The organism is Clostridium sp. CM042 (genome assembly GCF_055080995.1).
The window spans coordinates 1,185,177-1,209,768 of record NZ_CM143646.1 but is presented as its reverse complement, the minus strand read 5'-3'; the positions used below and the strand labels follow the sequence as shown (position 1 = coordinate 1,209,768).

General features: G+C 31.3%; 21 protein-coding genes. 14 read left to right on the top strand and 7 right to left on the bottom strand.

Annotation, left to right across the window (positions count from 1 at the left end; genetic code table 11):
- Positions 1–39 precede the first annotated feature (39 nt).
- Positions 40–987 carry an L-lactate dehydrogenase gene (locus ACWJJ7_RS05670; RefSeq protein WP_462964331.1) on the bottom strand — a complete coding sequence of 316 codons (948 nt, stop codon included), beginning with the start codon at positions 985–987 and terminating at the stop codon, positions 40–42.
- A 305-nt stretch (positions 988–1,292) separates the two neighbouring features.
- Here ACWJJ7_RS05670 and ACWJJ7_RS05665 point away from each other — a divergent pair, with 305 nt between their 5' ends.
- The 12 genes from ACWJJ7_RS05665 to ACWJJ7_RS05610 all read left to right on the top strand — a co-directional run bounded on the left by ACWJJ7_RS05665 (position 1,293) and on the right by ACWJJ7_RS05610 (position 13,570).
- A complete protein-coding gene (locus tag ACWJJ7_RS05665) occupies positions 1,293–2,600 on the top strand; it encodes an FAD-dependent oxidoreductase (protein ID WP_462964330.1) in 1,308 nt (435 codons plus the stop codon).
- A gap of 3 nt (positions 2,601–2,603) precedes the next feature.
- Complete coding sequence (gene preA / locus ACWJJ7_RS05660) at positions 2,604–3,842, top strand: NAD-dependent dihydropyrimidine dehydrogenase subunit PreA (RefSeq protein ID WP_462964329.1); 1,239 nt, start codon at positions 2,604–2,606, stop codon at positions 3,840–3,842.
- A gap of 377 nt (positions 3,843–4,219) precedes the next feature.
- The gene (locus ACWJJ7_RS05655) at positions 4,220–4,366 is read left to right on the top strand and encodes an ATP-binding protein (RefSeq protein ID WP_462964328.1); all 147 of its coding nucleotides are present in this window, start codon (positions 4,220–4,222) and stop codon (positions 4,364–4,366) included.
- Between the two features lie 144 nt (positions 4,367–4,510).
- Positions 4,511–5,953 carry an IS4 family transposase gene (locus ACWJJ7_RS05650; protein ID WP_462962964.1) on the top strand — a complete coding sequence of 481 codons (1,443 nt, stop codon included), beginning with the start codon at positions 4,511–4,513 and terminating at the stop codon, positions 5,951–5,953.
- A gap of 575 nt (positions 5,954–6,528) precedes the next feature.
- The gene (locus tag ACWJJ7_RS05645; RefSeq protein WP_462964327.1) at positions 6,529–6,819 is read left to right on the top strand and encodes a YciI family protein; all 291 of its coding nucleotides are present in this window, start codon (positions 6,529–6,531) and stop codon (positions 6,817–6,819) included.
- Positions 6,820–7,311: 492 nt separating this feature from the next.
- Complete coding sequence (locus tag ACWJJ7_RS05640) at positions 7,312–7,698, top strand: GntR family transcriptional regulator (protein WP_462964326.1); 387 nt, start codon at positions 7,312–7,314, stop codon at positions 7,696–7,698.
- Entirely contained in the window at positions 7,691–8,557 is an 867-nt protein-coding gene (locus ACWJJ7_RS05635) for an ABC transporter ATP-binding protein (RefSeq protein WP_462964325.1), read from the top strand. Before ACWJJ7_RS05640 ends, ACWJJ7_RS05635 begins: the two co-directional genes overlap by 8 nt.
- Positions 8,547–9,188 (top strand): ABC-2 transporter permease, encoded by a 642-nt coding sequence (locus ACWJJ7_RS05630; RefSeq protein WP_462964324.1) that lies wholly within the window; start codon positions 8,547–8,549, stop codon positions 9,186–9,188. Before ACWJJ7_RS05635 ends, ACWJJ7_RS05630 begins: the two co-directional genes overlap by 11 nt.
- A gap of 773 nt (positions 9,189–9,961) precedes the next feature.
- Positions 9,962–10,582, top strand: a complete 621-nt coding sequence (locus tag ACWJJ7_RS05625; RefSeq protein ID WP_462964323.1) for a YhbD family protein — start codon at positions 9,962–9,964, stop codon at positions 10,580–10,582.
- A 25-nt stretch (positions 10,583–10,607) separates the two neighbouring features.
- On the top strand, positions 10,608–11,342 hold the full coding sequence (locus ACWJJ7_RS05620) for a polymer-forming cytoskeletal protein (protein WP_462964322.1): 735 nt from the start codon (positions 10,608–10,610) through the stop codon (positions 11,340–11,342).
- A gap of 338 nt (positions 11,343–11,680) precedes the next feature.
- Positions 11,681–12,334 (top strand): (Fe-S)-binding protein, encoded by a 654-nt coding sequence (locus ACWJJ7_RS05615; RefSeq protein ID WP_462964321.1) that lies wholly within the window; start codon positions 11,681–11,683, stop codon positions 12,332–12,334.
- Positions 12,335–12,562: 228 nt separating this feature from the next.
- The gene (locus ACWJJ7_RS05610) at positions 12,563–13,570 is read left to right on the top strand and encodes a leucine-rich repeat domain-containing protein (protein WP_462964320.1); all 1,008 of its coding nucleotides are present in this window, start codon (positions 12,563–12,565) and stop codon (positions 13,568–13,570) included.
- Between the two features lie 78 nt (positions 13,571–13,648).
- Here ACWJJ7_RS05610 and ACWJJ7_RS05605 read toward each other — a convergent pair whose 3' ends face one another.
- The 4 genes from ACWJJ7_RS05605 to ACWJJ7_RS05590 all read right to left on the bottom strand — a co-directional run bounded on the left by ACWJJ7_RS05605 (position 13,649) and on the right by ACWJJ7_RS05590 (position 20,142).
- Positions 13,649–15,715, bottom strand: a complete 2,067-nt coding sequence (locus tag ACWJJ7_RS05605) for an ABC transporter ATP-binding protein/permease (protein WP_462964319.1) — start codon at positions 15,713–15,715, stop codon at positions 13,649–13,651.
- A 12-nt stretch (positions 15,716–15,727) separates the two neighbouring features.
- Entirely contained in the window at positions 15,728–17,815 is a 2,088-nt protein-coding gene (locus ACWJJ7_RS05600; RefSeq protein WP_165413944.1) for an ABC transporter ATP-binding protein/permease, read from the bottom strand.
- Between the two features lie 207 nt (positions 17,816–18,022).
- Positions 18,023–19,426, bottom strand: a complete 1,404-nt coding sequence (locus ACWJJ7_RS05595) for a sensor histidine kinase (protein ID WP_462964318.1) — start codon at positions 19,424–19,426, stop codon at positions 18,023–18,025.
- Positions 19,423–20,142: a response regulator transcription factor gene (locus ACWJJ7_RS05590; RefSeq protein WP_165413946.1), complete on the bottom strand. Its 720-nt coding sequence runs from the start codon at positions 20,140–20,142 to the stop codon at positions 19,423–19,425. Before ACWJJ7_RS05590 ends, ACWJJ7_RS05595 begins: the two co-directional genes overlap by 4 nt.
- 186 nt (positions 20,143–20,328) lie before the next feature.
- Here ACWJJ7_RS05590 and ACWJJ7_RS05585 point away from each other — a divergent pair, with 186 nt between their 5' ends.
- Together ACWJJ7_RS05585 and ACWJJ7_RS05580 are read left to right on the top strand one after the other, a co-directional pair.
- Positions 20,329–20,460 (top strand): hypothetical protein, encoded by a 132-nt coding sequence (locus ACWJJ7_RS05585; RefSeq protein WP_462964317.1) that lies wholly within the window; start codon positions 20,329–20,331, stop codon positions 20,458–20,460.
- On the top strand, positions 20,461–21,588 hold the full coding sequence (locus tag ACWJJ7_RS05580) for an aminopeptidase (protein WP_462964316.1): 1,128 nt from the start codon (positions 20,461–20,463) through the stop codon (positions 21,586–21,588).
- A 55-nt stretch (positions 21,589–21,643) separates the two neighbouring features.
- Here ACWJJ7_RS05580 and ACWJJ7_RS05575 read toward each other — a convergent pair whose 3' ends face one another.
- Together ACWJJ7_RS05575 and ACWJJ7_RS05570 are read right to left on the bottom strand one after the other, a co-directional pair.
- Positions 21,644–22,738 carry a stage II sporulation protein P gene (locus tag ACWJJ7_RS05575; RefSeq protein WP_165413948.1) on the bottom strand — a complete coding sequence of 365 codons (1,095 nt, stop codon included), beginning with the start codon at positions 22,736–22,738 and terminating at the stop codon, positions 21,644–21,646.
- Between the two features lie 98 nt (positions 22,739–22,836).
- Positions 22,837–24,591, bottom strand: coding sequence for a M56 family metallopeptidase (locus ACWJJ7_RS05570; RefSeq protein WP_462964315.1), 1,755 nt, complete (start codon positions 24,589–24,591; stop codon positions 22,837–22,839).
- Position 24,592: the final 1 nt, after the last annotated feature.

Here is a 24,592-nt window from a genome sequence, read left to right as displayed (position 1 = left end):
TCTTTTATTATGTCCTGCTATTAATGAAATGCCTAAAGCTTATATTTTTGAATCTTTTATAATGGCCTTAAGTACCTTGGAAGATTCAACAAGTTGATTGTTTTCATCTTCACTCAGATTAACTTGTAATATTTTCTTTGCTCCTTCTCTACCTAGAATTGTTGGAACTCCCATATAAACGTCTTGAATTCCATATTCACCTTTAAGTAGAGAGGATACTGTAAGGATAGAGTTTTCATTGTTTAATATTGCTTCTACTATCCTTTTTATGGCTAGAGCAATAGCATAATAGGTTGCACCCTTTTTTTCAAGGACATTATATCCTGCTCTTTTTACGTCATTATGTATATTAGTCTTCATATCTTCATCACATTTTTTAGAACAAATATCACAGTACTCATCAACATTCATACCTGCAACATTAGTTAAACTCCAAGTAGCAATTTCTGAGTCACCATGTTCACCCATTATATAGGTATGTATATTCCTAGCGTCAACTTCAAAACGCTGACTAAGAATGTATTTAAGTCTGGAAGTATCGAGAACCGTCCCCGACCCAATTACTCTATTGCTTGGAAAGCCTGAAAGCTTATAAGCTATATAAGTCAATATATCCACAGGGTTTGACACTATCACTAATATAGAATGGGGGCTGTATTTTACAACCTCCGGAATTATACTTTGGAATACTTTAAAATTACTCGCAATACAATTAAGCCTTGTTTCTCCTAGTTTCAGACTAATTCCTGCTGTAATGATTACTATATCTGAATCTTTTGTATCGGCATATTCTCCAGAAGTTATATCTATAGGCTTTACGAAGGAAGCGCCATGTGATAAATCCATCGCCTCCCCTTCAGCTTTTTCCTTATTTATATCTACAATTACAATTTCAGATGCCAATCCACTAGTCATTATAGCAAAGGCTGTAGTAGAACCTACAAAGCCTGCTCCAATTATAGATATTTTATTTCCTTTTGTTCTCATATAAAAACTTCCCTTCGTTGTTAAAATCACGTAAACATTTATATATTAATAATTGTTATTAATATGTAAATGAAATAACCCTATTACTATTAGTATTACTATTATTATTAAAATTATTATTAAAATTATTATTAAAATTAAAATTAAAATTAATAATACATATAAACTAAATAAAACCATTAAATGTATATGATTGACAATAGAAACAAAAAAGGAATATATTCACTGTCAAAATACTATCAAACATGTTATAGTATTGACGAATTAGTAAATATAGAGAACTTTGAAAGGGGATAACTACTTAAATGGAAAATAAGAAATACTTAGAAGAAACAAAAACACAGTTAACACCTCTTTTAGCAATGGAAGAGGCATCAAGATGTCTCTTATGCTATGATGCACCTTGCAGTAAGGCATGCCCTGCTGGTACAGAACCAGCAAAATTTATTCGCTCACTTCGTTTTAAAAATATAAAGGGTGCGGTAGAAACCATTAGAACAAACAATATTTTAGGTGGAATATGTGCTAGAGTATGTCCTTCATCTCAATATTGTGAAGGGGCATGTAATAGATGCGGTATAGATAAGCCAATAAGAATAGGTGAGTTACAGAGATATATAACTGATTATGAAAAAAACATAAATATGAAAGTTTTAGATAAAGTAGAAGCTATAAATGAAAAAATAGCGGTTATAGGCTCCGGTCCAAGTGGAATTGCAGCAGCAGCATCACTTGCATCAAAAGGATATAAAGTAACTGTATTTGAAGAAAAAAGCATATTAGGCGGATGGTTAAATTATGGAATACCACCTCAAAGATTGTCAAAAGCAGTTGTAGAAACAGAGATGAATTATGTAAAAGACTTAGGGGTGGAGTTTAAGACAAATTGTAATATAGGAAAAGATATTAAAATAGAAGATCTTAGATTGCTAGGATATGAAGCATTCTTAGTTTCATGTGGACTGCAAAAGGGAAAAGTAATAGACGTTAAAGGTGCAGAACTAGAAGATGTTTTAAATGGAGTGGATTTCCTTTCCCAAGCTAAAACTAATGACGGAAATATTAAGATAGGTAGCCATGTGATAGTTATAGGTGGTGGAGATGTCGCTTTAGACTGTGCATCAACTGCTAAATTACTTGGATGCGAAGATGTAAAAATAGTGTATAGAAGAACTATAGAAAAAATGCCTGCAGATGTGGCAGAAAGAGAATATATACAATCATTGAATATCCCGATATTTACAGGGTTCAAACCATTAGAGATTAAAGGTGAGAATGGCAAGGTTTCTGTTTTTAAGGCTGAAGGAATGTTTGATTCATCTCTATTAGAACTTGCAGCAGATATGGTTATATTTGCAGTAGGACAGGAATCAGAGGATGTAAAAATGATTGCAGATGTAAAAGTTGATGGAAAAGGGGTAGTTGTTACAAAAAACTGTAGAACAAGTATTGAAGATATATTTGCAGCAGGGGATATCGTTGAAGGTGATAAGACGGTTGTACAGGCTGTTGCGTCTGGTAAATTAGCTGCAGAAGAAATTGAAAGATATTTAATTGCAAAAAAAGAGTCTATGGAACTAAACAGACAGGTAGCATCAACTAAGGAGGTTTAGGTTATGAGAAAAAAAGATCTTTCAATAGAATTTTGTGGAGTAAAGTGTGAAAATCCATTTTTCTTAGCATCATCACCAGTTGGAAATAATTATGAAATGTGTGCAAAAGCATTAGAGTCGGGCTGGGGTGGTATAGTATTTAAAACAATCGGAGTTTTTATTCCAAAAGAAGTATCACCACGTTTTGATGCTCTAAGAAAGGAGACAACTCCTTTTACAGGATTTAAGAATATGGAACAGATAGCGGAGCACCCACTTGAGTGGAACCTTCAGCAGATGAAAAGGTTAAAAGAAAACTACCCCAAGAAGGTGCTTATTGCTTCAATAATGGGAAGTAATGAAGCAGAATGGACTATGCTTGCAAAACGTGTTACAGAGATAGGTGCAGACATTATTGAATGTAACTTCTCTTGCCCACAGATGACATCTCATGCTATGGGTTCAGATGTTGGACAAAGTCCTGAGTTAGTTAAGTCATATTCAGCAGCAGTAAGAAAAGGGACTCATCTTCCAATAATTGCAAAGATGACTCCTAATATAAGTAATATGGAAATCCCTGCGATAGCAGCTATTGAAGGTGGAGCGACAGCAATTTCAGCTATAAATACAATAAAATGTATAACTGGAATAGATTTTGACAAGCGAATCGCATTACCAATAATAAATGGTAAATCATCTATATCGGGATATTCAGGAAAAGCTGTAAAACCTATAGCACTAAGGTTTATAGCCCAGCTTTCAAAAGAACCAAAACTTAAAAATATTCCTATAAGCGGTATTGGAGGCATAGAAACTTGGGAGGATGCATTAGAATTTATAATGCTTGGATCTTCTAATCTTCAAGTGACTACAGCAATTATGCAGTATGGTTATAGAATAGTTGAAGATTTAATAAGTGGAATTTCTTACTATATGGAAGAAAAGGGAATTGATAGATTAGAAGATTTAGTAGGAGTAGCTCTTGGAAACACAATCCCAGCAGAAGAATTAGATCGTGGATACATAGTATACCCTAACTTTAAACATGAAAACTGTGTAGGATGTGGAAGATGTTACGTGTCTTGCTTTGATGGGGGTCATCAAGCAATTATATGGGATGAAGATGCGAGAAGGCCTTCACTTGATAAGGAAAAATGTGTAGGATGTCACTTATGTTCTTTAGTATGTCCAGTAGATGAGTGTATAACTAAAGGTGAGATAAAGTTTAAAGATGGAGAAAAAGAAAGAAAAATTAATTTGTAACAATTTGTGCCTTATATATATGTCGCTAAATAGATTCAATATAACACAATTGTGATGCTCCCTTAAAGTAGGCAGATTAAAAAATAAAAATCTGATATAGTTATTTTCATTCATAAATTTTTCATTGTAATCTTCAAATGCTTTTATGTACAATTCGGAATGTTTACTAATGTCCTCTCCTTCATCAAATTTGAATCCAGCTATAATTTGCCTCGTATATTTCACATTAAATTTGATTGATTTTAAATGCGTGGTATATAAATTGATACTATGATACTAATATGTGTGTACTTGCAAAGAATAACGTTATCATCTATTATTATACCATAGAAGTAGATTCTGGAAATTATGAATATACAAAATAGGGGTGAACACCAATGGAATTAATTAAAGTAAACCAATCAAAGTGTATTAAATGTGGAATTTGTATGAAAGTATGCCCATCAAAAGTTTTGGGTATGGGAGAAAATGGTCCTATAACAATTGAGCCACATGCATGTATAGCCTGTGGTCAGTGTGTTTAAAATAAGGTGTTAACAGGTGCAGTTATGGTTGGGTATCCCCATAGCCATCAAGCTAAGAAAATCCTATAAAAATAAAGCCCCCCATTTGTAAAAATGTTATTATTTGAAAGATAATAAAAACACATCAATGGGGGTAAATTACAAATGATAAAAGAAAACTTAAAATTGGATAAAGATATAAAGCTTTTTGCAGATGAACTTAAAAGATGCTTTTCAAAAGAGGAGCTTGAAGAAATAGCGAGAGAAACGGGGTTTGTGAAAAGAAAAGGTAAAATTGAAGCATGGGAATTCGTTTGCTTATGCTGTTTTATGGATGCAGAGGTTGCAAATAACACACTTGTTACCTTATGTACAAAACTTAGTGCAAAAATAGGAATAGTTATTTCTAATCAAGCATTAGATCAACGTTTAAATGAAAGATGTGTAGAATTTTTAAAGAAGATTTTTGAGAACCTATTGCGCCAAACAATAACAAATAATACTTGTATACCAAGTGTATGGGATGAACATTTCAAACGAATAAGAATACTTGATTCTACTGCTTTTCAAGTGCCAGAAAGCTATAAAGATATTTATCCTGGATCTGGTGGCTGTTCTCAAGCTTCTGGTGTAAAAATACAACTAGAATATGAATTGAAATCTGGAAATCTGCTTAATATACAAGTAGGAGCGGGATCAGGAAGTGACAATACTTTTGGGAGCAAAATAAGAGATACTGTCAAAGCTGGCGATCTTATTTTAAGAGATCTTGGGTATTTCAACTTTGAAGATTTTTTGGATATAGAAGATAGAGAAGCTTTTTTCATATCAAGACTCAAACCTAATATAGCAGTATATATAGAAAATAAGGATATAGAGTACTATAAGAATGGCTCTCCTAAAAAATCAAGCCTTTTTAAAAGAATCTATATTTCTGACATAATGAAACAGATGGGCGAGGGAGACCGTTATGAAATTAAGGATGTTTATGTAGGTAAGGAAAAGAGCCTAAATACAAGGCTTATTTTGTATAAACTAACAAATGAGCAATTGAAAAAAAGAACAGAAAAATCTGTGAAGACTGCTAAAAAGAAGGGTATAGAAAAAAGTGATAATACTATTGAATTATTAGGGATATCTATTTATATAACGAATATTACAGAAGAAGTTTTAAGTGCAAAGCAGGTTCATGAGTTTTACAGTTTAAGGTGGCAGATCGAAATAATATTTAAAACTTGGAAATCCATATTTAGTATACAAGTTGTAAAGTTAGTTAAAATAGAACGGTTTCAATGTCAGCTTTATGGAAAACTTATTTTGCTACTCATAAGCTCTGCTGTAATGTTTAAAATGAGGACTTTATCTTTAGAAAATAACGGGCTTGAAGCTAGTGAAATTAAAACTTGTGAAATAGTTCATGAATATATTGATAGTCTATACTTTGAGCTTATCAAATTCCCTAATAAAATTTTCAACACCTTAAAATTCATATTTGAAAATGTAGTTAGGAATGGTATGAAATCTCATAAAAAAGATAAGAAAACCGTTTTTGATATCCTTGGAATTTGTTATAAACGAACATCAGCGCAGGCTAAAGTTGCAGCATAAACCAACTTAAAAAAATTGCGAATATTCCCACTATATAGTGGTTTTTTTGGCATGCCATGAAATTATTTGAATACTAATATGAACTTAAAATACACCATTCAAATTCACGAAAGAAAAATTAATGGTAAAATATTGTAGCTGGTGATAGTCCGATATTATTTAATGTGGCTTAGCTTGATGGCTATGTTGGGTATCCCCAATATAGTTATAATCGACTGGTAGATCGTAACCCATTAGATGTTACTTGGATTTAATCGGGTACAGTCGACATACGGGTAAATATAGGCCACATGCTGGAACAAATATTCAACATGCGGCTATATGGTGTCTTATAGGCGTTGAATTAAGCCTGTTTTTATTTGAAATATTTCATATATCCTTTTTATAACTCCAGTGAAACATATTCCGATAGTCTCATTAGGGTGTACCTCATTGCGATAGTTTTCATATATAGCTCATATTAGTAGAATTTATAAGGTTGTAAAAATTGTAATTAATGTTATAATATTTTTCAAAGTTAGGCCATAATCGTATAATAAGGTTGATTAAAAATAGTTTTTAGGAGGGGAATAATAATGTTTATCTTAGTATTGAAGTACATAAAGCCACTTGAGGAAGTTGAAAAAGAATTAAAGTCGCATATAAAACATTTAGAGAAATATTATTCATTACAAAAATTTATTTGTTCAGGCAGAAGAAATCCGAGGGTAGGTGGAGTAATTCTTTGTAATGCAAAGAATATGGAAGAGGTTAAAACAATAATTAAAGAAGACCCATTTTATATTAGTAAAATTGCAGAATACGAAATAACAGAGTTTTTACCTACAAAATATGCTGATGGGTTTGAACATTTCATAAGTGAATAATTTTCACAAATGGTTCATCAACTACTAAAAATAATAATCGAAATAAGAAAAGTCACATATTGGAACTGATATCCAGAATGTGGCTCGTTTTTAGCTAAGTGGACGGTGATTTTCACAGATACAACAAATATTGCCGATTATTTAAGCATTCCCAAAGAAACAATAATTGTATATTATTGAGCTACTTATTAGTTCTATTATATTTATAAATTGCAGAATTTGCTGTTTTTGCTTTGTTGCATCTTGTTTATCCATTATCCAAAGAGAAGCTCCTCCAATTGAAACACCGCCCTTGTATTTTCGTTAACTTTAGGTAAAAAGTTTGTGCCTACTTAAGAAGGAAAGTCTCCCACTTATAGAAGTGGGAGACTTTCCTTCTTAAAATTAATATTGACAATAGTGGGATATTTACATATAATATGGTTAGTGTACATGAAGTGTATTGTGTGTATTTAATACATTAACAGTTATGAAAACAGAGAAGGAGTTCAAATGAAAATTATTATCGCAAATGTATCTGACCAGCCCTTATATCAACAAATAAAAGATCAAATTAAGGATGCAATATTTCGTAGTGAATTAAAAGAGGGAGAAATCCTTCCGTCAATTAGGGTGTTAGCAAATGACCTACGTGTTAGTGTTCTTACTACCAGAAGAGTATATGATGAGCTTCAATCAGAAGGTTTTATTATAACTAAAGTAGGAAAAGGTTCCTTTGTAGCATCAGAAAACCTTGAGCTTTTGCAGGAATCAAAACGGCATATGGTAGAGGTAAAACTGGCAGATGCGTGGAAGACTGCCCGTTCTCTTAGAATTTCTAAAAGTGAACTGTATTCCATGATGGATTTAATATTTGAGGAGGAGGATGGCAATGAATAATATTTTAGAGGTAAATGGACTAAAAAAAGATTATGGTACTTTTTGCTTAGATAATGTCAGCTTTTCATTACAAGAAGGGTGCATTACTGGTTTTATTGGTATTAATGGTGCTGGGAAAACTACAACTATAAAATCAATCCTTGGGCTTGTGCTAAAGGATGCTGGAAGTATTAAATTATTTGGTAAAGAAATTGCTGAAAATGAACGAGAAATGAAAAACCATATAGGGGTTGTATTAGATGAGGGGTATTTCTATGAAGATATGACAATGAGGGAAATGAAAAGAGTTATTGCTGCTTCATATTCAAATTGGGACGAATCAGTTTTTAAGGGATATATTGGTCGTTTTAAGCTAAAACTAAATCAAAAAATTTCTACATTGTCTAAAGGTATGCGAATGAAATACTCTATTGCTTTAGCACTTTCCCATCATGCGGACCTGTTAATTATGGATGAGCCTACAAGTGGACTTGATCCATTAGTGAGAAGTGAGCTTATGGATATACTTTTAGAGTTCATGAAAGAAAAGGGTAAAAGTATATTATTTTCTACCCATATTACATCTGACCTCGATAAAGTAGCTGATGTATTGCTTTTAATTGATGAAGGCAAAATCATCTTTAGTGAAGAAAAAGACATGCTATTAGACACACACGGATTAGTTAAGGGAGATAAAACGCTGCTTAATGCACATACACGGAAACTATTTTTATCACTTAATGAAACCGAATATAGCTTTGAAGGTGTGACAAATAATAAAACTGCTGTACGTGAGCAAATGAATGGTGTTCTAATTGAAAGACCAACTATTGAAGATATCATGCTTACTTATATAGGGGGTAGTGAAGATGTTATTTAATCTTGTATTAAAAGATTTTATATTAGCAAAAAAGTATTTCGTATTTTTAATTATTATTGCAGTTGGTGTACCAATTTTTGTGACCGCTAGTGTGACTTCTAGTAGTGGAGGTTTTTTGGGGTTTTTTATTGCTGCACTTTATATGGAATATTTTTTATTCGGTACGGTATCAGTGGCAGAGGATAAATACAAAGGATCTGCACTGCTTTGTGCAACTCCATATACACGAAACACATTAGTAAAAGCAAAGTATATATCTAGCTTAGTAATTTTTATTTTCACATTTATAATATACACAATCACAGCATTTGTAGTTCCTATGGGTATAGAGAAGTTAAATATTTTTACTTTTGGAATGTCACTTTTAATTATAACTATAATTTGGGGATTTATTATACCGACTCAATATCAGTTTGGGTATGAGAAAACAAGGTATATATCAATTGTCGCTATTTTAATATCAATTTTTGCAGCTCCTAATATAGTAAAGTGGTTAGATTTTAAAGATATTAGCCTTCAAATTGTAATACCGCAAGTTATTCAAAGTTTTTTGCCATGTTTTCTAGCTTTGATTGTTGGGTTTATTTCTATGATTGTATCTACACATATTTATTCTAAAAAGGATCTATAATAATTATATTAGTTAGCAAAAATTATACAATAAAAAGAGGGGACGATGTTAACAAGGAGTATAAACTACTGATTGTTTAATGCAATATAGTATTGTTCATAAATTATTATCATATTTGTCATGTTACTGTCACATAAAAGGACTAATATTAATGAATAGGATCCCCCTATAAAATAGATATATACAAATAACGCCGGATAGATACCGGTGTTATTTTTTTTGCATTAAATTTCAGGTTTATTACTATAATAATCCTTGTAAATTTTGATGCCTTCTTTATAATTCATTCTTGAGGTTATTAAGGTGATGAAGGGGCTAAATTAATGTAGAGAATAATAGTATTTACTAAGGTAGAATTTAATATAAGTATAAAAATCAATGTAATTACTGATTATAATAAATAGTTGAAAATCTTATAATAATGGAAGGTGATTAGGAAATTAGTGTGGCAGTTTTGAGATTATCAAGTAATTATGTTAATTTTGAGAGTAGTATTTTACGGCTAAAGGGGTGAGAACTATTATAGATACATCAGGTACAAGCATTTCATTAGAGTGAAATTTAATGAAATGCTTTTTTGTTTATATCAATCAGGAAATAAAAAAACATATATAAGGAGGCATTGAATATCAACTACGGATTAAAATATTATTGCGTATAAATGTATCTATTACCTCAATTATTATTTACAACGTAACAATGTTATGTTACACTACATATATAATAAAAAACAATATTGTTAAATAAGCCCAAATAGTAAAAGGAGTGGCAATGTGGATAAGGAGTTAATAACGAAAAAAGAGTTGCTAGAAGTTACGAATGTTTCCTATGGGCAGTTGTATAGATGGAAAAGGAAAAAGCTTATACCAGAAGAATGGTTCATAAAAAAATCTAGCTATACCGGTCAAGAAACCTATTTCCCAAGGGAGAAAATATTAGATAGAATAGAAAAAATTATTAATATGAAAGGGGATGCATCATTAGATGATCTAGCACAAATGTTTTCACCACAGTTAGCGGATGTATTTTTAAGTGAGGATGAGTTATTGGAAAAGAGAATTGTTACGCAGAAGACATTAATGATGTATAAAAATATTTATGGGGAGATAAAAACATTTCCTTTTAAAAAAATCTTATATATTTCATTATTAGAGAAGAGCGTAGTATCTGGGAATGTATCCTTAGAAGAAAGTAAACTTATAATAGAGACTTTAGAAGAAAATTATAAGTCGTTAGAAGGTAAAAATTGCGAGATGATTTTTTTGAGAAAACTTGGAATGTCGCTATGTTTTTTAATTACTGTGCCTAATGAGGTTTATATAGAAAAAGATGCAAGAATAATATTAAGGCTTAATATTTCACAGTGCATTGAAGAACTTAAAATTAAAATTTAATATAAAAAAATATGGGAGGTTTAATATGGAAAAGATGAATAATAATGATATAAAAATAAACGGGTCAGGAAGTTCAGGTGGTGGAAAATATAATAGTGTAATTATTAGTGGGTCAGGAAAAATTAACGGTGATTTAGAGTGCATAGACTTTAAAACTAGTGGTTCATCAAAAGTTGCAGGTAATTTAAAAGCAGAAAGTATAAAAATCAGCGGGTCTGCAAAAATTGAGGGTGATGTAGAAGTAGGAGACATAAAGATAAGTGGATCGTCTCATATCGTAGGAAATGTAAAAAGCAAAAGCATAAAAATAAGTGGATCAACTCATATAGAAGGAAGCCTTTGCGGAGAAGAAGTTAGTGTAGCGGGCTCAGTGAATATAGGGAAAAATTGTGAAACGGAATGCTTTAAGGCTAGTGGTGGTTTTAAAATACAAGGATCATTAAATGCAGGACAAGTAAATATTAAACTAGGTGGGAAGTGCATTGTAAAAGAAATTGGTGGCGAGCATATTGAAATAAAAATTAATTTCTTTGACAATTCTTTGGTTAGAAAAGTAATTGATAAAATGTTTAATTCAAGAAGTGAGTTAACTACAGAGCTAATAGAAGGGGATGATATATATATCCAAAATACCAATGCAAAAATAGTAAGAGGAGATAATATTACGGTAGGTGAAGGTTGTAATATAGGTCTTTTAGAATATAAGGGAGAGATTAATATTTCAGATGCATCCATAGTTAAAGAGATAAAGAAGATATAAATGTAATTAAAGTAAAACTTAATTATCTATTGAAGGTGTTTAAAAGTATGTATTTATTGTATAATCATAGGATATTGTCATAAAGTATAAAAGGAGAAATTATGAGTTTAGCTTTTCTAAATATGATAATATATATCATCAGAAATATATTATTAATATAACAAAATATTTTTTGGGTGAGATTTAAAGAATTTTGTAGGTAAAGTTACAATGATTTCTATTATAAATCAAGAAAATATTAAGCAAAGTTATGTTTGTATAATATGTAGGGTTAATCAATCGACGAGGATTAGAAAATTAGTTTATGAAAAAATTTAGAAGATTGGTAGGCGAGTGTTATGAAAAGAGTATTTGCACCGGGATGTGCATTAATGATTTATAAACCAGAGTTAGGGAAAAAAGTACTGGATTTTTTAAATAGTGAGTTAGGAGATATAGATGAATATTTAATTTGTTGTAATCATAAACCTAATTTGGAAAATGGAACACAAATAATAAATGTCTGTGCTGGTTGTGATAGACGGTATAGGGAACTTTATGAAGAAGTAACGACAATTTCACTTTGGGAGGTATTAGCTGAGATAAAAACATTTCCATTCCCAGATTATAAGGGAATGGAAATGACTATACTTGATCCATGCCCTACTCGAGATCAGGAAAGAGTACATAATGCAGTAAGAGTGCTATTGAAAAAAATGAATATCATTTTGGTAGAGCCAGAAAAAACGAGAACAAATGGTACTTGTTGTGGAGATAGCTTTTATGGTGTTCTTTCTGTGGAGCAGGTTAAGGAGCAAATGAAAAAACGTGCTCACGAGATGCCTGCTAGCGATGTTGTTGTTTATTGTGTTTCTTGTTCTAAATCAATGTATATAGGTGGTAAAAAACCGAGGTACTTAGTAGACCTTTTATTTGGAGAGGATACAATACCGGGGACATTTGAACCAGATGATTGGCATGGGCAACTTAATAATTTTATAAATGAACATTAGAAGGGAATTTCATGTCAACACCTAAATTATCAAGTGCAAGCATTTCATTAGAGTAAAATTTAATGAAATGTTTTTTGCTTTTTAGATAGGCTTATATTTTTACACACAAAATTTAAATACAAAAAATTTAGAGGAAGAAGTAATAAAATGTATCACGTTTACTGTGAGTGGTTAATATGCTAGTTCTATGTGGGGTTATTTTGTGATTAATAAGGGGGAGGAATTTTGGTGTTGTATAAAAAAGGTGTATTGAGCCTTATTTGCATTATTATGATGTTTACAGTAGGATGCAAAAGAGAAGCGAGCATAAACATTCAGGATGCAAATCTAGAAAATGTTGTAAGAAAAATGATAGATAAACCAAAAGGAAAAATATACAAAAGTGATGTTAAGGATATTACAGTATTAGATGCTACGGGAAAAAACATTAAAGAGCTTTCGGGAATAGAAAATTTAGTGAATTTGAAAAGGATTAACTTAGAAAAAAATAGTATAAGCAATATTGAACCTTTAAAAAAACTTACTAACTTAGAAGAAGTTTGCCTTGATAATAATGATATTAAAGATATAAATGCACTTGAAAACATTACAAGTATAGAGATCCTTAGCTTAAGTTCAAATAGAATTCAAGATATAAGTAAGCTGAAAAATTTAAAAAATATTGAGAAGCTAAATCTAGATAAAAATGAGATTATGGATATAAGCCCTTTAGGGGAAATGCAATATTTAAAGTACATTAATTTAAGTAGTAATAAAATTAGCAATATTGATAAGTTAAATAACTTAGAAAATTTAAATTCCTTATATTTAGAGAATAATTCAATTACAAACTTCAGTGGAATAAAAGGTATTTATAATAAGATTAAAAACAAAGACTTTAAGTTAGAAGATGAAACAAAAGTACCAAAGTCAAAAGAGGTTATTCTTCAAAAAGAGTATATTGTTCAACCACAAGGGCAGATACCAACATATGTAGTACAGTCAGACTATATTTTTAGTTTTAGTGATAGTAGACTTATAAGTGATTCAGAAATAAATGGTTTAGATTATAATTTGCGAGCATATGCAAGAAATGAAATATATGCAAGATATGGATACGTATTTAGTATGTCTAAATTCAGGGATTACTTTACGTCAAAATCATGGTACTCACCAAATCCAAGTTTTAATATACAAACACAAATATTAACCCCAATAGAAAAAGAAAATATAGAAATAATTAAACGACACGAGTAAGATATTACATTACTTAAAATTCCTCCAATAAAAAAATTAGGATACTATTTATAGTATCCTAATCAATGAGTTTTTGTGTTATCTACTACGTAATGCGTCTATCGGATCCATTTTTGAAGCTTTTAAAGATGGATAGAAACCTGAAATCATACTTAACACTACGCAGAACAATAAAATTAAACCAGCGTCTGCAAGTGGCAATTTAGCTACTTCCATATAAGGAGCATTTGCAGAAATATTCTTTAAGAAACCATAAACTGCTGAATTGATGAGTTTAGATGCACCTAAAGTAAATATCAATCCTATGCCTGCTGACAACACACCAATAATGAATGATTCTGCAACGAAAATATTCAAGATATCTTTTTTTCGTGCACCCACGGCACGGAGAATACCTATTTCCTTAATTCTTTCAAGTACAGAAATATAAACAACTATTGATATCATTAGAGCTGCTACAAGAATGGATATTCCGGAAAATCCCATAAGTGCATAACGCACTTGTTTCATTGCGCCATCAACTTGCGCTGATATAGTTTTACCGGTTAATTCAAATTTGTATTTATCTTGGGAATTATTTAATTTTTGGAGTTCTGAATCTAAGTCTTTAGTATTACTAGAATATAGAACTAAGGAAGGGCTTTCCAAAGTTGTTTTATCTATTTTAAACTCTTTCTCATAAAAATTAATTGCCCAATCACTCGTTGCATAATAGGTATCAATTAAAGTTGTAGTATTGGCAATCCCGGCAATTTTCCAAGTTTTAACAATGGGTGCTTCAGGAATACCACTTTGCCCATTACGTGGGTTAGCGTCTTGTTTTAAATAGCGAACGTACATATTTTTACCAATTAAGTCCTTTAGATCACCACCGTTTTTCTCTAAATCCTTAGCGGTGGAAAGTGAAATAACAATTTCATTTGTGGAACCTGCTTTTGGAAGGTTGCCATATTGAATGTCATTTTTAACATCTTCTAGCACTCCTGGAGCCATCATCATAACCAATTTTTCTCTAGTAGCTTGGTCTGACAGTTTACTCATCAATTTTTCATCTTTAATTATGCTTTGATCTAAAGAATAAAATTGTGCAACAGGAATTCCTTTGCCTCCAATTTGAAAGTTATAAGCATATATACTTTTATCTAAGGACATAACTGAGTTTATATCACTATATTTTAGAGGCTTAATATTTTTTAGAGACTTATCAGTATTTTCTTTTAACCCTACAGTTATTGCATTTGTTGGAAAGATACCTTTAACCTGAGTATCAACTGCATTAGTAGTACCTGAAGTAATAGATATAGCTAAGGCAATTCCACAAATACCTATAGAGGTACCAATGGCTGTTGCTAAGGTTCTACCTTTTTTAAGCCATGCGTTACGAAGTGATATTTTTAAGGCTGACAAAAAGGGCATTTTTGATTTTGTTTCTATTTTTTCGATTTTGGTAGCAGCAGTTGACATGGAAGGCATATTTTCTTCAATAGAAATTAACTTACCATCTTCCATTTTAACAATTAAATCTGCATAAGATTTAGCAAGGTCCGGTGCATGGGTAACCATGAGTACTAGTTTTTCTTTTGAAATTTCTTTTAATAGTTCCATAACTTGCTCACCAGTTTTAACGTCTAAGGCTCCAGTTGGTTCATCAGCTAAAATTATTTCTGGATCATTAGCAAGAGCACGAGCAATAGCAACACGTTGACGCTGTCCACCTGACAGAAGGTTTACTTTCTTTTTCATTTGATTTGTTAGTCCAACTCGCTCTAAGAGGCTACGTGCCTTTTTTATTTTATTTTGCTTAGATATTCCTGATAAATCTAAGGCGAGTTCTATATTTTGGATTGATGTTAGTGAATTAAGCAAGTTAAACTGTTGAAAAATAAAGCCCACTGTATTTTTTCTATAAGTGTCTAAATCTTTTTCTCCGGCCTTTTTTAAAGATTTTCCGTTAACAATAACATCGCCTTGAAAATCCTTATCCAAAGCTCCTATTAAGTTCATCATTGTTGTTTTTCCACAACCAGAAGGTCCAACAATTGCCACGAGTTTACCATTAGGTAAATCAAAAGAAACATCATCTAATGCCATAACTTGGTGTTTACCAATTTTATATGTTTTTCTTAAATTTTTAATTTGTAACATTTATTATTCCTCCTATTCATCACGCAATGCGTCGATAACTTGAATTTTAGTTGCTCTTTTAGATGGAAAGTGTCCCGCTAAAACTGCAACTAAGATGCTTATAACAATTATACCGGCAATAGTTACAAAGGGAATTTTAATATCTGTAAATGGTATACCAGTTAATGGAATATTTACGATATTATCTGCATTAATATTTAATACATTATTGATTATTCTATTTGCAATTGGCTGTATTATAAAAGCTACTAGGACTCCAGTGACTCCTGCAAAAAGACCGATTAAGGCAGACTCAGCTTGGAAAATACGAGCAATATCTTTATTCCTTGCTCCCACAGCTTTTAAAATACCTATTTCCTTTTTACGTTCAAGTACACTTGAGAAAATTACAATACCTATTAAAATTGTTGAAACTACGAGTGCTAGTGATATAAATACAATCATAACTGCCTGGGCCAAATTAATTAAAGTCTTAATAGCAGTTTTAACCATAACAATTTGTGAGGTTGCAGAAAAGCCTTTTGTTTCCGTCATTTTATTTCCACCAATACCGCCATTTTCCTTAGCATTAATGTAATTGAGTACAGCTTCATTGTTATGAACGTCTTTTATAACCACTTCTGCAGTGACGTCGCGGTTTTCTTTTCCTATAAAATAGCCATCATTTTTAAGCCATGTATTAACTGCATCATAAGAATAATATGCAGAGGCTGAGCTTAAGGCTATTTCATCCACAACTCCGACAACTTTAAAATCTTGTGTATATTTTTTACCTAAAATTTCATCTCCTGTGATTGGATTTATGGTTTTCTCCTGAATTATTACCTTGAGTTTCTTACCAATGGCTTTTGTGTAATCATCTTTATCTGGGTTCATGCCATACATTTCAATTACATTTTTAGCCATATCCTTATTTACTAATAATTCATTCTTATTGTCCTTTGGTACACTACCTTTTAGTGCATGTTCAATGTTTGAAAGATGATTTTCACCAGCTAAGGAATTAAATGGAATATCTTTTAATTCTTTATTATTTGCTTCAAAGGAAGTAATGCCTTTAATATTTAAGTCTTCTCTAATCTTTAATACATCAGGGTTTTTCTTAATGCTATCATAGACATTTATATTCTTTGGATAATCAGTCTTTTGTAGCGCCGCATCTTTAAACTTCATAGAAGCTTGTATTATGTTAGCACTAGCAAAAGAATTTGTTTGAAGATCTATGTAATTAGTTGCCCCATTGCTAAGTCCGATAACTAATAGAATACCTGCTATTCCAATGGAGCCAGCAATAGTGGTTACGACTATTCGTCCCATTTTCTCTTTAATATTTCTAAGGGATAGTTTTATGGCATTTCCAAAAGACATACTACCATCTTTCTTTTTAAGTTCTGATTTTAAACTATTTGTTTCAGATTCATTAATTTTCTCATCCTTTTGAATTTTTCCATCTAGAATAGCTACAACGCGGGTAGAGTATTCATATGCGAGTTCTCGGTTGTGAGTAACCATAATAATTAACTTATCGCTAGCAACTTCTTTAATAAGCTGCATAATCTGAATCCCTGTTTTTTTATCAAGCGCACCTGTTGGCTCATCTGCTAGTATTATATCTGGATCATTTGCAAGGGCTCTTGCTATAGATACACGTTGTTTTTGACCTCCAGATAATTCACCTGGCTTATGATCCATATGTTTTTCGAGGCCTACCTGTTTAAGTAAGCTTTCTGCACGCTTTATACGATCCTTTTTTGATAGACCGATTAAATTCATAACAATTTCAACATTTTCAAGCGCGGATAAATGCTCAATTAAATTAAAGGATTGAAAAACAAAGCCTATATTGTTTTTACGATATAAATCCCAATCCTTCTTTTTGTATTTTTTAGTTGATTTTCCCTCAATAATTAAATCGCCTGAAGTTGGCCCATCAAGGCCAGCAATTATATTTAGAAGGGTAGATTTTCCACAGCCTGAAGGGCCTAGTATTGAAATAAATTCTCCCTTTTCAAAATTAAGATTTACAGAGCGAAGAGCGCTAAAACTTTTCTTTTTTTCAATAATATATTCCTTTGAAAGATTGTTTAATGATAAAAGCATAAATAACTCCTTTCGAATCCATTAGTGTGTTTCTATTTTTAGATCTTATATATTTATAATAACAACTGAATCTTAAATAAGCCCTGTGTTAATCTTAAATCTACCTTAAATCATCTCATTTTGAGACTTTCTACCTTAAATGTCGTTAAATATCAAAGGAACTCTCTCAAAATAGAAACAAATTCTAAAGTGAGAAAGTTCCTTTAGTTATTCTAATTCAATGATAAATTTGCAGCCTTTTCCTATATCAGTTTCAAGGTATATTTGCCCATTATGTTTTTCAATTATGGTCTTAGTAATTGCAAGTCCTAGGCCTGTGCCTCCAGTTTGAGAGCTTCTTGCGCTATCCACTCTTTTAAAGGGCTCAAATATTTCCTCAGACATTTTAAGAGGGATTCCAATCCCATTATCCTGAATTTCTATTGCTACTTTGTTAAAAGAACTCTTCAATAATATTTTTATTTCTGTACCTGGCTTGTTATATTTTAAAGCATTATTAAGAATGTTAATGAGGGCTCTATCCATTTGTTTCACATCAATAAGAACAATCTTTTTATCGAATGGTATCTCAAAAGAATATTTGAAACCAGCCTCTTCTATTTGAGGTATTAATGAGGCTATAAGCTCCCTTAAATATTCACAAATATCTACGCTTTTAAGCTTTAACTTAAAATCTGAGCTCTCCATCTTAGATAGTTCAAATAAATCGCCTATTAAATTATTGGCTCTTGAACTATTATTTATGATTATTACTAAAAATTTCTCTCTGTCGTAGTTCGATATATCCTTGGTATTCATTAGTAGATCAGAGTATCCCATTATATTAGAAAGGGGAGTTTTTAAATCATGAGATATATCTAGTATCAGCTTTCTCCTATTATCTTCAGATTTTTCTTTTAAATTTTTCTCACTTTCAATTTTTTCTGCCATTATGTTGAAAGCATCTTTAAGTTCTCCAAATTCATTCGTAGACCTCAAATCAACCCTGGCAGAATAATCACCGCCTGCAATTGTTGTAACTCCACTTAATAATTTTTTTAAAGGTTTTACAAAATTATTAGAGGTTAACCGTGAGTAAATAATAAGCCCAAGGATAAAAGAAGTAATATTAATTAAACCGCCTAAAATTAGAAGAAATATAAAATTATCTATGACTCTGGGAATTCCATTTTTATCGAAAAAAATACCATTAACGAATTGAGTTTTATAAGGAATAACTATTTTCAACCAAAAATCACCGTTGCTATTATAACGAACACTATAATAATACTCTTCTTGATGCTTGTTAATATTAATTAAGAATTCACTAAACTCACTCTTAGTATATTGTTCTATATTCTTCGGATTTATTCCTCTTGAAAGAACAACCTTATAATTCTTGTCAATTACCTGAACTCCACCTTTATATTTTAAAACCTGAGAAAAATCTATATTTTTATAGTCATCTCTCATAATTTGAGAAGCTGATAGTTCTGGTATTTCATCATGTTTTATTAATCCCTTAAAGCTTAATGAAATAATTAAAGATACAACAATGAAAATTATTGTAGAAAAAATAAATAGTAATAAATAATTTAGCAAAAGCATGTTTGCAACTTTCTTTTTCTTCATACCTTATTCCTTATTCCTAAGTTATTTTCCAGCTTATAACCAATTCCTCTTATAGTTTTTAAATACTGAGGAGACTTTGGATTATCTTCAATCTTGTCTCTTAAATGGCTAATATGTACCATAATTGTATTATCATCACAATCGCAAAAATAAGCATCTTCCCATACCGCTTCATAAAGTTGCTTTTTTGTATATACTTTTCCTACGTTTTCCATAAAAATCTGAAGCAACTTTAGCTCCTTTGCATTACATTCTAACTGTTTATTATCTTTATATATACTGTAACTATTTTTATCAAAAGTTAAATCTCCTATTTGAATAAGTAACTTATCAGGAGTTTTTAACGCCGCTATGTACTTATAGGATCTTCTTAGTTGTGCATTGACTCTTGCGATTAGTTCAATGGGATTAAAGGGTTTGACCATATAGTCATCAGCACCTAGTCCTAGCCCTAATATTTTATCGGGATCTTCACCTCTTGCAGTTAAAAACATTACAGGAATCTCACTTGTTTCTCTTATCTTTCTCAGCAAATTGAAACCATCAAGTCCTGGCATCATTACGTCAAGAATAGCTAAATTGATTTCGTTATTCTTAAATATCTCCAAAGCTTTTAATCCGGTTTCTGCAGCATATACCGTAAAGCCTTCTTTTATTAGGTGTAATTCCAATAGTTGCCTTAAGTCCTGGTCATCCTCTGCTATTAAAATATTCAAAATTTCCACCTCCCTGTCTAAAATTCACTCTTTTATTATGCACTAGGGTGTAGAAATTATCAATTAATATTAATTGTCTCAATCAGAAAGCTGTTGTGCAAATAATTTAGAATTATCAGTATAATAGTTTTAAATAAGATTATATATGATAAAATAATAGTAGTATATAGATTTTAGGAGGGACATATGGAAAATACAGTATTTCTCAATTCAGCAAAACTGAACTTTGACAACAAACTCGATTTTTCTTCAATAGCCGGACTTAATACTTTAAAGGGCAACTTATCCCACAAAGCTAAGAGCAAGGGGAGATTATAAATGGCTGATCAAAGACTTAATAAACTTGCAAAGTTACTTGTGAATTATTCCACCAAGGTTAAACGGGGTGATTTTGTGTTTGTATCCTGTGATGAGGTGGCAAAACCTTGGATGGTAGAGGTAGTAAAGGAAGCTGTGAAGGCAGGTGCTCATGTGGAAACTGTATTAACTTCACAGGAGGTATCAGAAATAAAACTTAAATACAGCAGTGAAGATCAGCTTCTTCAAGAAAATGTGATTTTTAAAACTATGCTTGAAAAAGCAGATGTATGGATTTCTGCTTGGGGAAGTAGAAACACAAAGACAAATTCAAGAATTGACGCAGATAAATTTAAAATATATGCACAAGGGGAAGCAAGCTGGAGGAAAATATATTCCGAAAAGATGGGAAATGGGTCGTTAAGATGGTGTGGTACACAATTTCCTACTTATGCAGATGCTCAGGAAGCTTCAATGAGCTTTAGCGATTACGAGGACTTTGTTTATGGTGCAGGACTACTTGATGAGAAAGATCCAGTAGCAGAATGGAAAAGGATAAGCGCAGAGCAAGAAAGATGGGTTAGATACCTTGATACTAAAAAAGGATTACAGTTTATTTCTGAGGGAACGGATATCAAAGTAAATATAGCAGGGAGAAAGTGGATAAACTGCGATGGAAAAGAAAATTTCCCGGACGGAGAGATATTTACCTCACCTGTTGAAGATGGAGTGGATGGAGTAATTACCTTTAGTTTTCCAGGAATATATATGGGTAAAGAAATTGAAGGAATAGTTTTAGAGGTTGAAAAAGGAAAGGTAGTTAAAGCATCAGCCACGAAAGGAGAGGACCTACTTAAGGCACTTCTTGAAAATGATGAAGGAGCGTGTAGCTTTGGTGAGGTAGCTATAGGCACCAACTACGGTATTGTGGATTTTACAAAAAACATGCTTTTTGATGAAAAAATTGGTGGAACAGTGCATATGGCTATTGGCGATTCAATGCCTGAAGCAGGGGGACTAAACAAATCTACTATTCACTGGGATATGCTTTGTAATATGAGAAATGGTGGGAAAATTTATGCGGATGGTGAATTATTCTATGAAAATGGAAGGTTTATTGAAGGCATACTAGAAAAGTATAACTTATAAAAAAAAAGATAGGATTTCCTATCTTTTTTTACGTTAAAAAGTATAAAATAATTATTTACTTCTTTCCATTTAATTGCTCTGCAATAATTCTTGATAAATACTTACCAGTATTTTTTACTTGTTCAATAGTATTATTATTATCGCCAACCTCAATTAGCACAGCAGTATCGCTTTCATTCTGATTATAAAAGCCACTCATTCCCCAATCATGATAATAGATTTCTCTGCTGTCTATAAAACTTGGAAATAATTTATTTGATATTCCTATCATAGAGTCTACTAGTTTTTTCTGTTTGGCATACCTAGGATTTTTCCGCGTCACTACAAACATAAACTTAGCAACATCTTCTCCATTTATATTAGATTTTGATACTCTGTTATTTTTTACAGAAACACCATCTCTATGTAAATCAATAATTAAATCGAAATTTCCATATGCCTTTAAATACTTCTGTAAGGTAATTCTAGATTTTTTGTAGGACGAATTATAATCTCCTACATTATGCAAAGTCTCATCGTGTATAACTGTAATCCCATAATTTTTTTGAAGTTCATTCTCTATTACATCTCCTACAGCACATACATTCTTTGTTAAATCTAAATTAAAGCCCTTTTTGGACGTATCCTTGTCTGAGGTCCGATAAGCTTCAGTTGCATGAGAATGGTAAATAAGTACTCGAGGCTTGACATTATTTGGTGTTTGTTTTAAAGCAGGATTATAAAGGTTTGCAATTACATTAGGGGTTTCACTTTTACTTACCTGCTTATCATTTAAGTTAAAGGGAGTAAGATTAAATATTGTTTCTTCTTTATTGCTATCATTCTTTACAGCACTACTATTTTCAATTTTATCCAAGTATGGAATCTCGTTTACCACTATTGATATAGGATTCAAAACATCTATTCCTAAAAACGATAAGACTGTATATTTAATTTCACTGTTAACATTCTGCTCTCCATTATTTGATGAATTAATTAAAGTCAATGTATTACTAATAGCTTTAACATAAAAGTAATTTTGAGATTTTCTTTCATTGCCTGCATTAACATTTTTAGGAAAAATTAGGCCTAATAAAAAAATAATGAGAAACGTGGAAATACTTAAAAACATTCTTTCATTAACATCTTTTTTAACAACTATACGCCTCATCTTCATCCCCCCCCACTACATTTTATTTGATAATATATTTTAGAATAGCACCGCATGTGATGATTTAACTGTAGTGGGGTTCCATTAGGGTTTATCCTTTAGTTAGATGAAGTATTTTGAGTATTCTTTAATGCTAAAACCAGTGCATTTACACAAGCTTCAATATCGCTGTCGCTGGACATGTTATTCCCAAGCTCAATAGATGACGAATTGTTAGATAAATCTTGATTGAAATAAGATATTCCATATTGATAAAAGTCGATATCTGATTCAATTCCATTTGAATATTTAATATTTCCTAATAGACTGTCAACAAATTTTTTATTTGCTTCGTAACGTGGGTTTCTTTTAGTAAGTATAAATTGGATTTTTCTCGTGTCAGATTTGCTTTTTTCTTTTATATCCCGATGTATGTCTATTAAAATAGTATTTGAATAGGCCTTTACATTTTTTGTTATTATTTCACGTGCAGCTTGATATGATTTATTATAGTCTGTCGGTGGGTCACACTTTACAAATTGGCTATTAAAACCTTCTTTAACAAGTTTATTACTCAATAAAGCACCTACATCAGTTACCTTCATTCCAGAGGGATAATCTTCATCAGGATGACTATTGTAAATTACTATATCTGATGAAAATGGTACTATAGAATCAGTGTTATCACTTGTTGATTTTTTGAAAATGGCTGATGCGGCTGCATTTGATGTATTTTTAACTGTACTTTTAGAAGTTGTTACTGGTGTTTCTACTTGTAAGGGTGTAGCTCTAGCAACATTTTTATCTGAGTTTATGTTTGAAGTGTTTAATGCAATACCGAGGCTTCCTATAGTAATGAAAGCGACAGTCCCAAGTAATATACCTTTGAAATTTAGCTTCTTATATTTTGAAATCATAATAATTCTCCTTTTTATTTCCAAATTATTTAAAACCATTGAAGTAGTGCCGATAAGTCTATTGCTTTTGCCAGCGAGCTCCAATACCTTTATTATTGTATTTCCATATTGCAGGTTTTCGCTAGCTCCTAAATAAGAAAGAACTTGACCATCGCAGGAAATTTCACAATCTTGTCTCATTTTATGAAAAGCATAGAGCAAGATTGGATTAAACCAGTAAATCATGGACAATAAAGTAATAGCCCAATTTATAAATATGTCCTTGTTTTTCAAATGGGTTAATTCATGCATTATAATATATTTAAATTCTTCATCACCAATATTGTCGGCTATTCTGACTGGAATTAATATCTTTGGTTTAATTAGTCCACATAAAGAAGGACTAATTATTTTTTGTGAATATGATAATTTGACCTCAGTGCTTATATTCATAGCTGACCTGCATTTATTTAAAATTTCTCTATGTGTGCTGTTTATATTTTTTATAGAAGTTCTAACAATATCCTTTAATTTTTTATATCCTATAACTAATATCCCTATTGATAATGAGGATCCAAATATCCATATAAAGCAAAGCACTTTTTCAATATTAACGTTGTGTTTTAAAGGTATACTGTTAGCCTTACTAATTCCACTTTTATTTGAAGGATGCATCGCACTTATTGATATTGGATCGCTTAGGGTTGCATTTGTAAGTTCTTTTGAAGAAGTAGTTTGTGTAGTGTTATTTGTAGTACTCTGTACATGAAAATTTTCATATAAATTAGAAATATTTAAAGGATTTTGTGGCCCAAATGGAATTATTAATTTTATAATTAATATTAACCATATATAATAGTGAAAAGTAAAATTTAGTTTATTTCTAAATATCCCTTTAATAATTAATATCATTAGTACAATTACGCTACCAATTAAAGATGAAAGTACAATCAGCTCAAAAACATTTAAAAAATCCACA

Excerpts from the sequence above, each read along its gene's own strand:
- ACWJJ7_RS05670 (WP_462964331.1), bottom strand. The coding sequence starts at position 987 with ATGAGAACAAAAGGAAATAAAATATCTATAATTGGAGCAGGCTTTGTA.
- ACWJJ7_RS05665 (WP_462964330.1), top strand. The coding sequence starts at position 1,293 with ATGGAAAATAAGAAATACTTAGAAGAAACAAAAACACAGTTAACACCT.
- preA (WP_462964329.1), top strand. The coding sequence starts at position 2,604 with ATGAGAAAAAAAGATCTTTCAATAGAATTTTGTGGAGTAAAGTGTGAA.
- ACWJJ7_RS05655 (WP_462964328.1), top strand. The coding sequence starts at position 4,220 with ATGGAATTAATTAAAGTAAACCAATCAAAGTGTATTAAATGTGGAATT.
- ACWJJ7_RS05650 (WP_462962964.1), top strand. The coding sequence starts at position 4,511 with ATGATAAAAGAAAACTTAAAATTGGATAAAGATATAAAGCTTTTTGCA.
- ACWJJ7_RS05645 (WP_462964327.1), top strand. The coding sequence starts at position 6,529 with ATGTTTATCTTAGTATTGAAGTACATAAAGCCACTTGAGGAAGTTGAA.
- ACWJJ7_RS05640 (WP_462964326.1), top strand. The coding sequence starts at position 7,312 with ATGAAAATTATTATCGCAAATGTATCTGACCAGCCCTTATATCAACAA.
- ACWJJ7_RS05635 (WP_462964325.1), top strand. The coding sequence starts at position 7,691 with ATGAATAATATTTTAGAGGTAAATGGACTAAAAAAAGATTATGGTACT.
- ACWJJ7_RS05630 (WP_462964324.1), top strand. The coding sequence starts at position 8,547 with ATGTTATTTAATCTTGTATTAAAAGATTTTATATTAGCAAAAAAGTAT.
- ACWJJ7_RS05620 (WP_462964322.1), top strand. The coding sequence starts at position 10,608 with ATGGAAAAGATGAATAATAATGATATAAAAATAAACGGGTCAGGAAGT.
- ACWJJ7_RS05615 (WP_462964321.1), top strand. The coding sequence starts at position 11,681 with ATGAAAAGAGTATTTGCACCGGGATGTGCATTAATGATTTATAAACCA.
- ACWJJ7_RS05605 (WP_462964319.1), bottom strand. The coding sequence starts at position 15,715 with ATGTTACAAATTAAAAATTTAAGAAAAACATATAAAATTGGTAAACAC.
- ACWJJ7_RS05600 (WP_165413944.1), bottom strand. The coding sequence starts at position 17,815 with ATGCTTTTATCATTAAACAATCTTTCAAAGGAATATATTATTGAAAAA.
- ACWJJ7_RS05595 (WP_462964318.1), bottom strand. The coding sequence starts at position 19,426 with ATGAAGAAAAAGAAAGTTGCAAACATGCTTTTGCTAAATTATTTATTA.
- ACWJJ7_RS05585 (WP_462964317.1), top strand. The coding sequence starts at position 20,329 with ATGGAAAATACAGTATTTCTCAATTCAGCAAAACTGAACTTTGACAAC.
- ACWJJ7_RS05580 (WP_462964316.1), top strand. The coding sequence starts at position 20,461 with ATGGCTGATCAAAGACTTAATAAACTTGCAAAGTTACTTGTGAATTAT.
- ACWJJ7_RS05575 (WP_165413948.1), bottom strand. The coding sequence starts at position 22,738 with ATGAGGCGTATAGTTGTTAAAAAAGATGTTAATGAAAGAATGTTTTTA.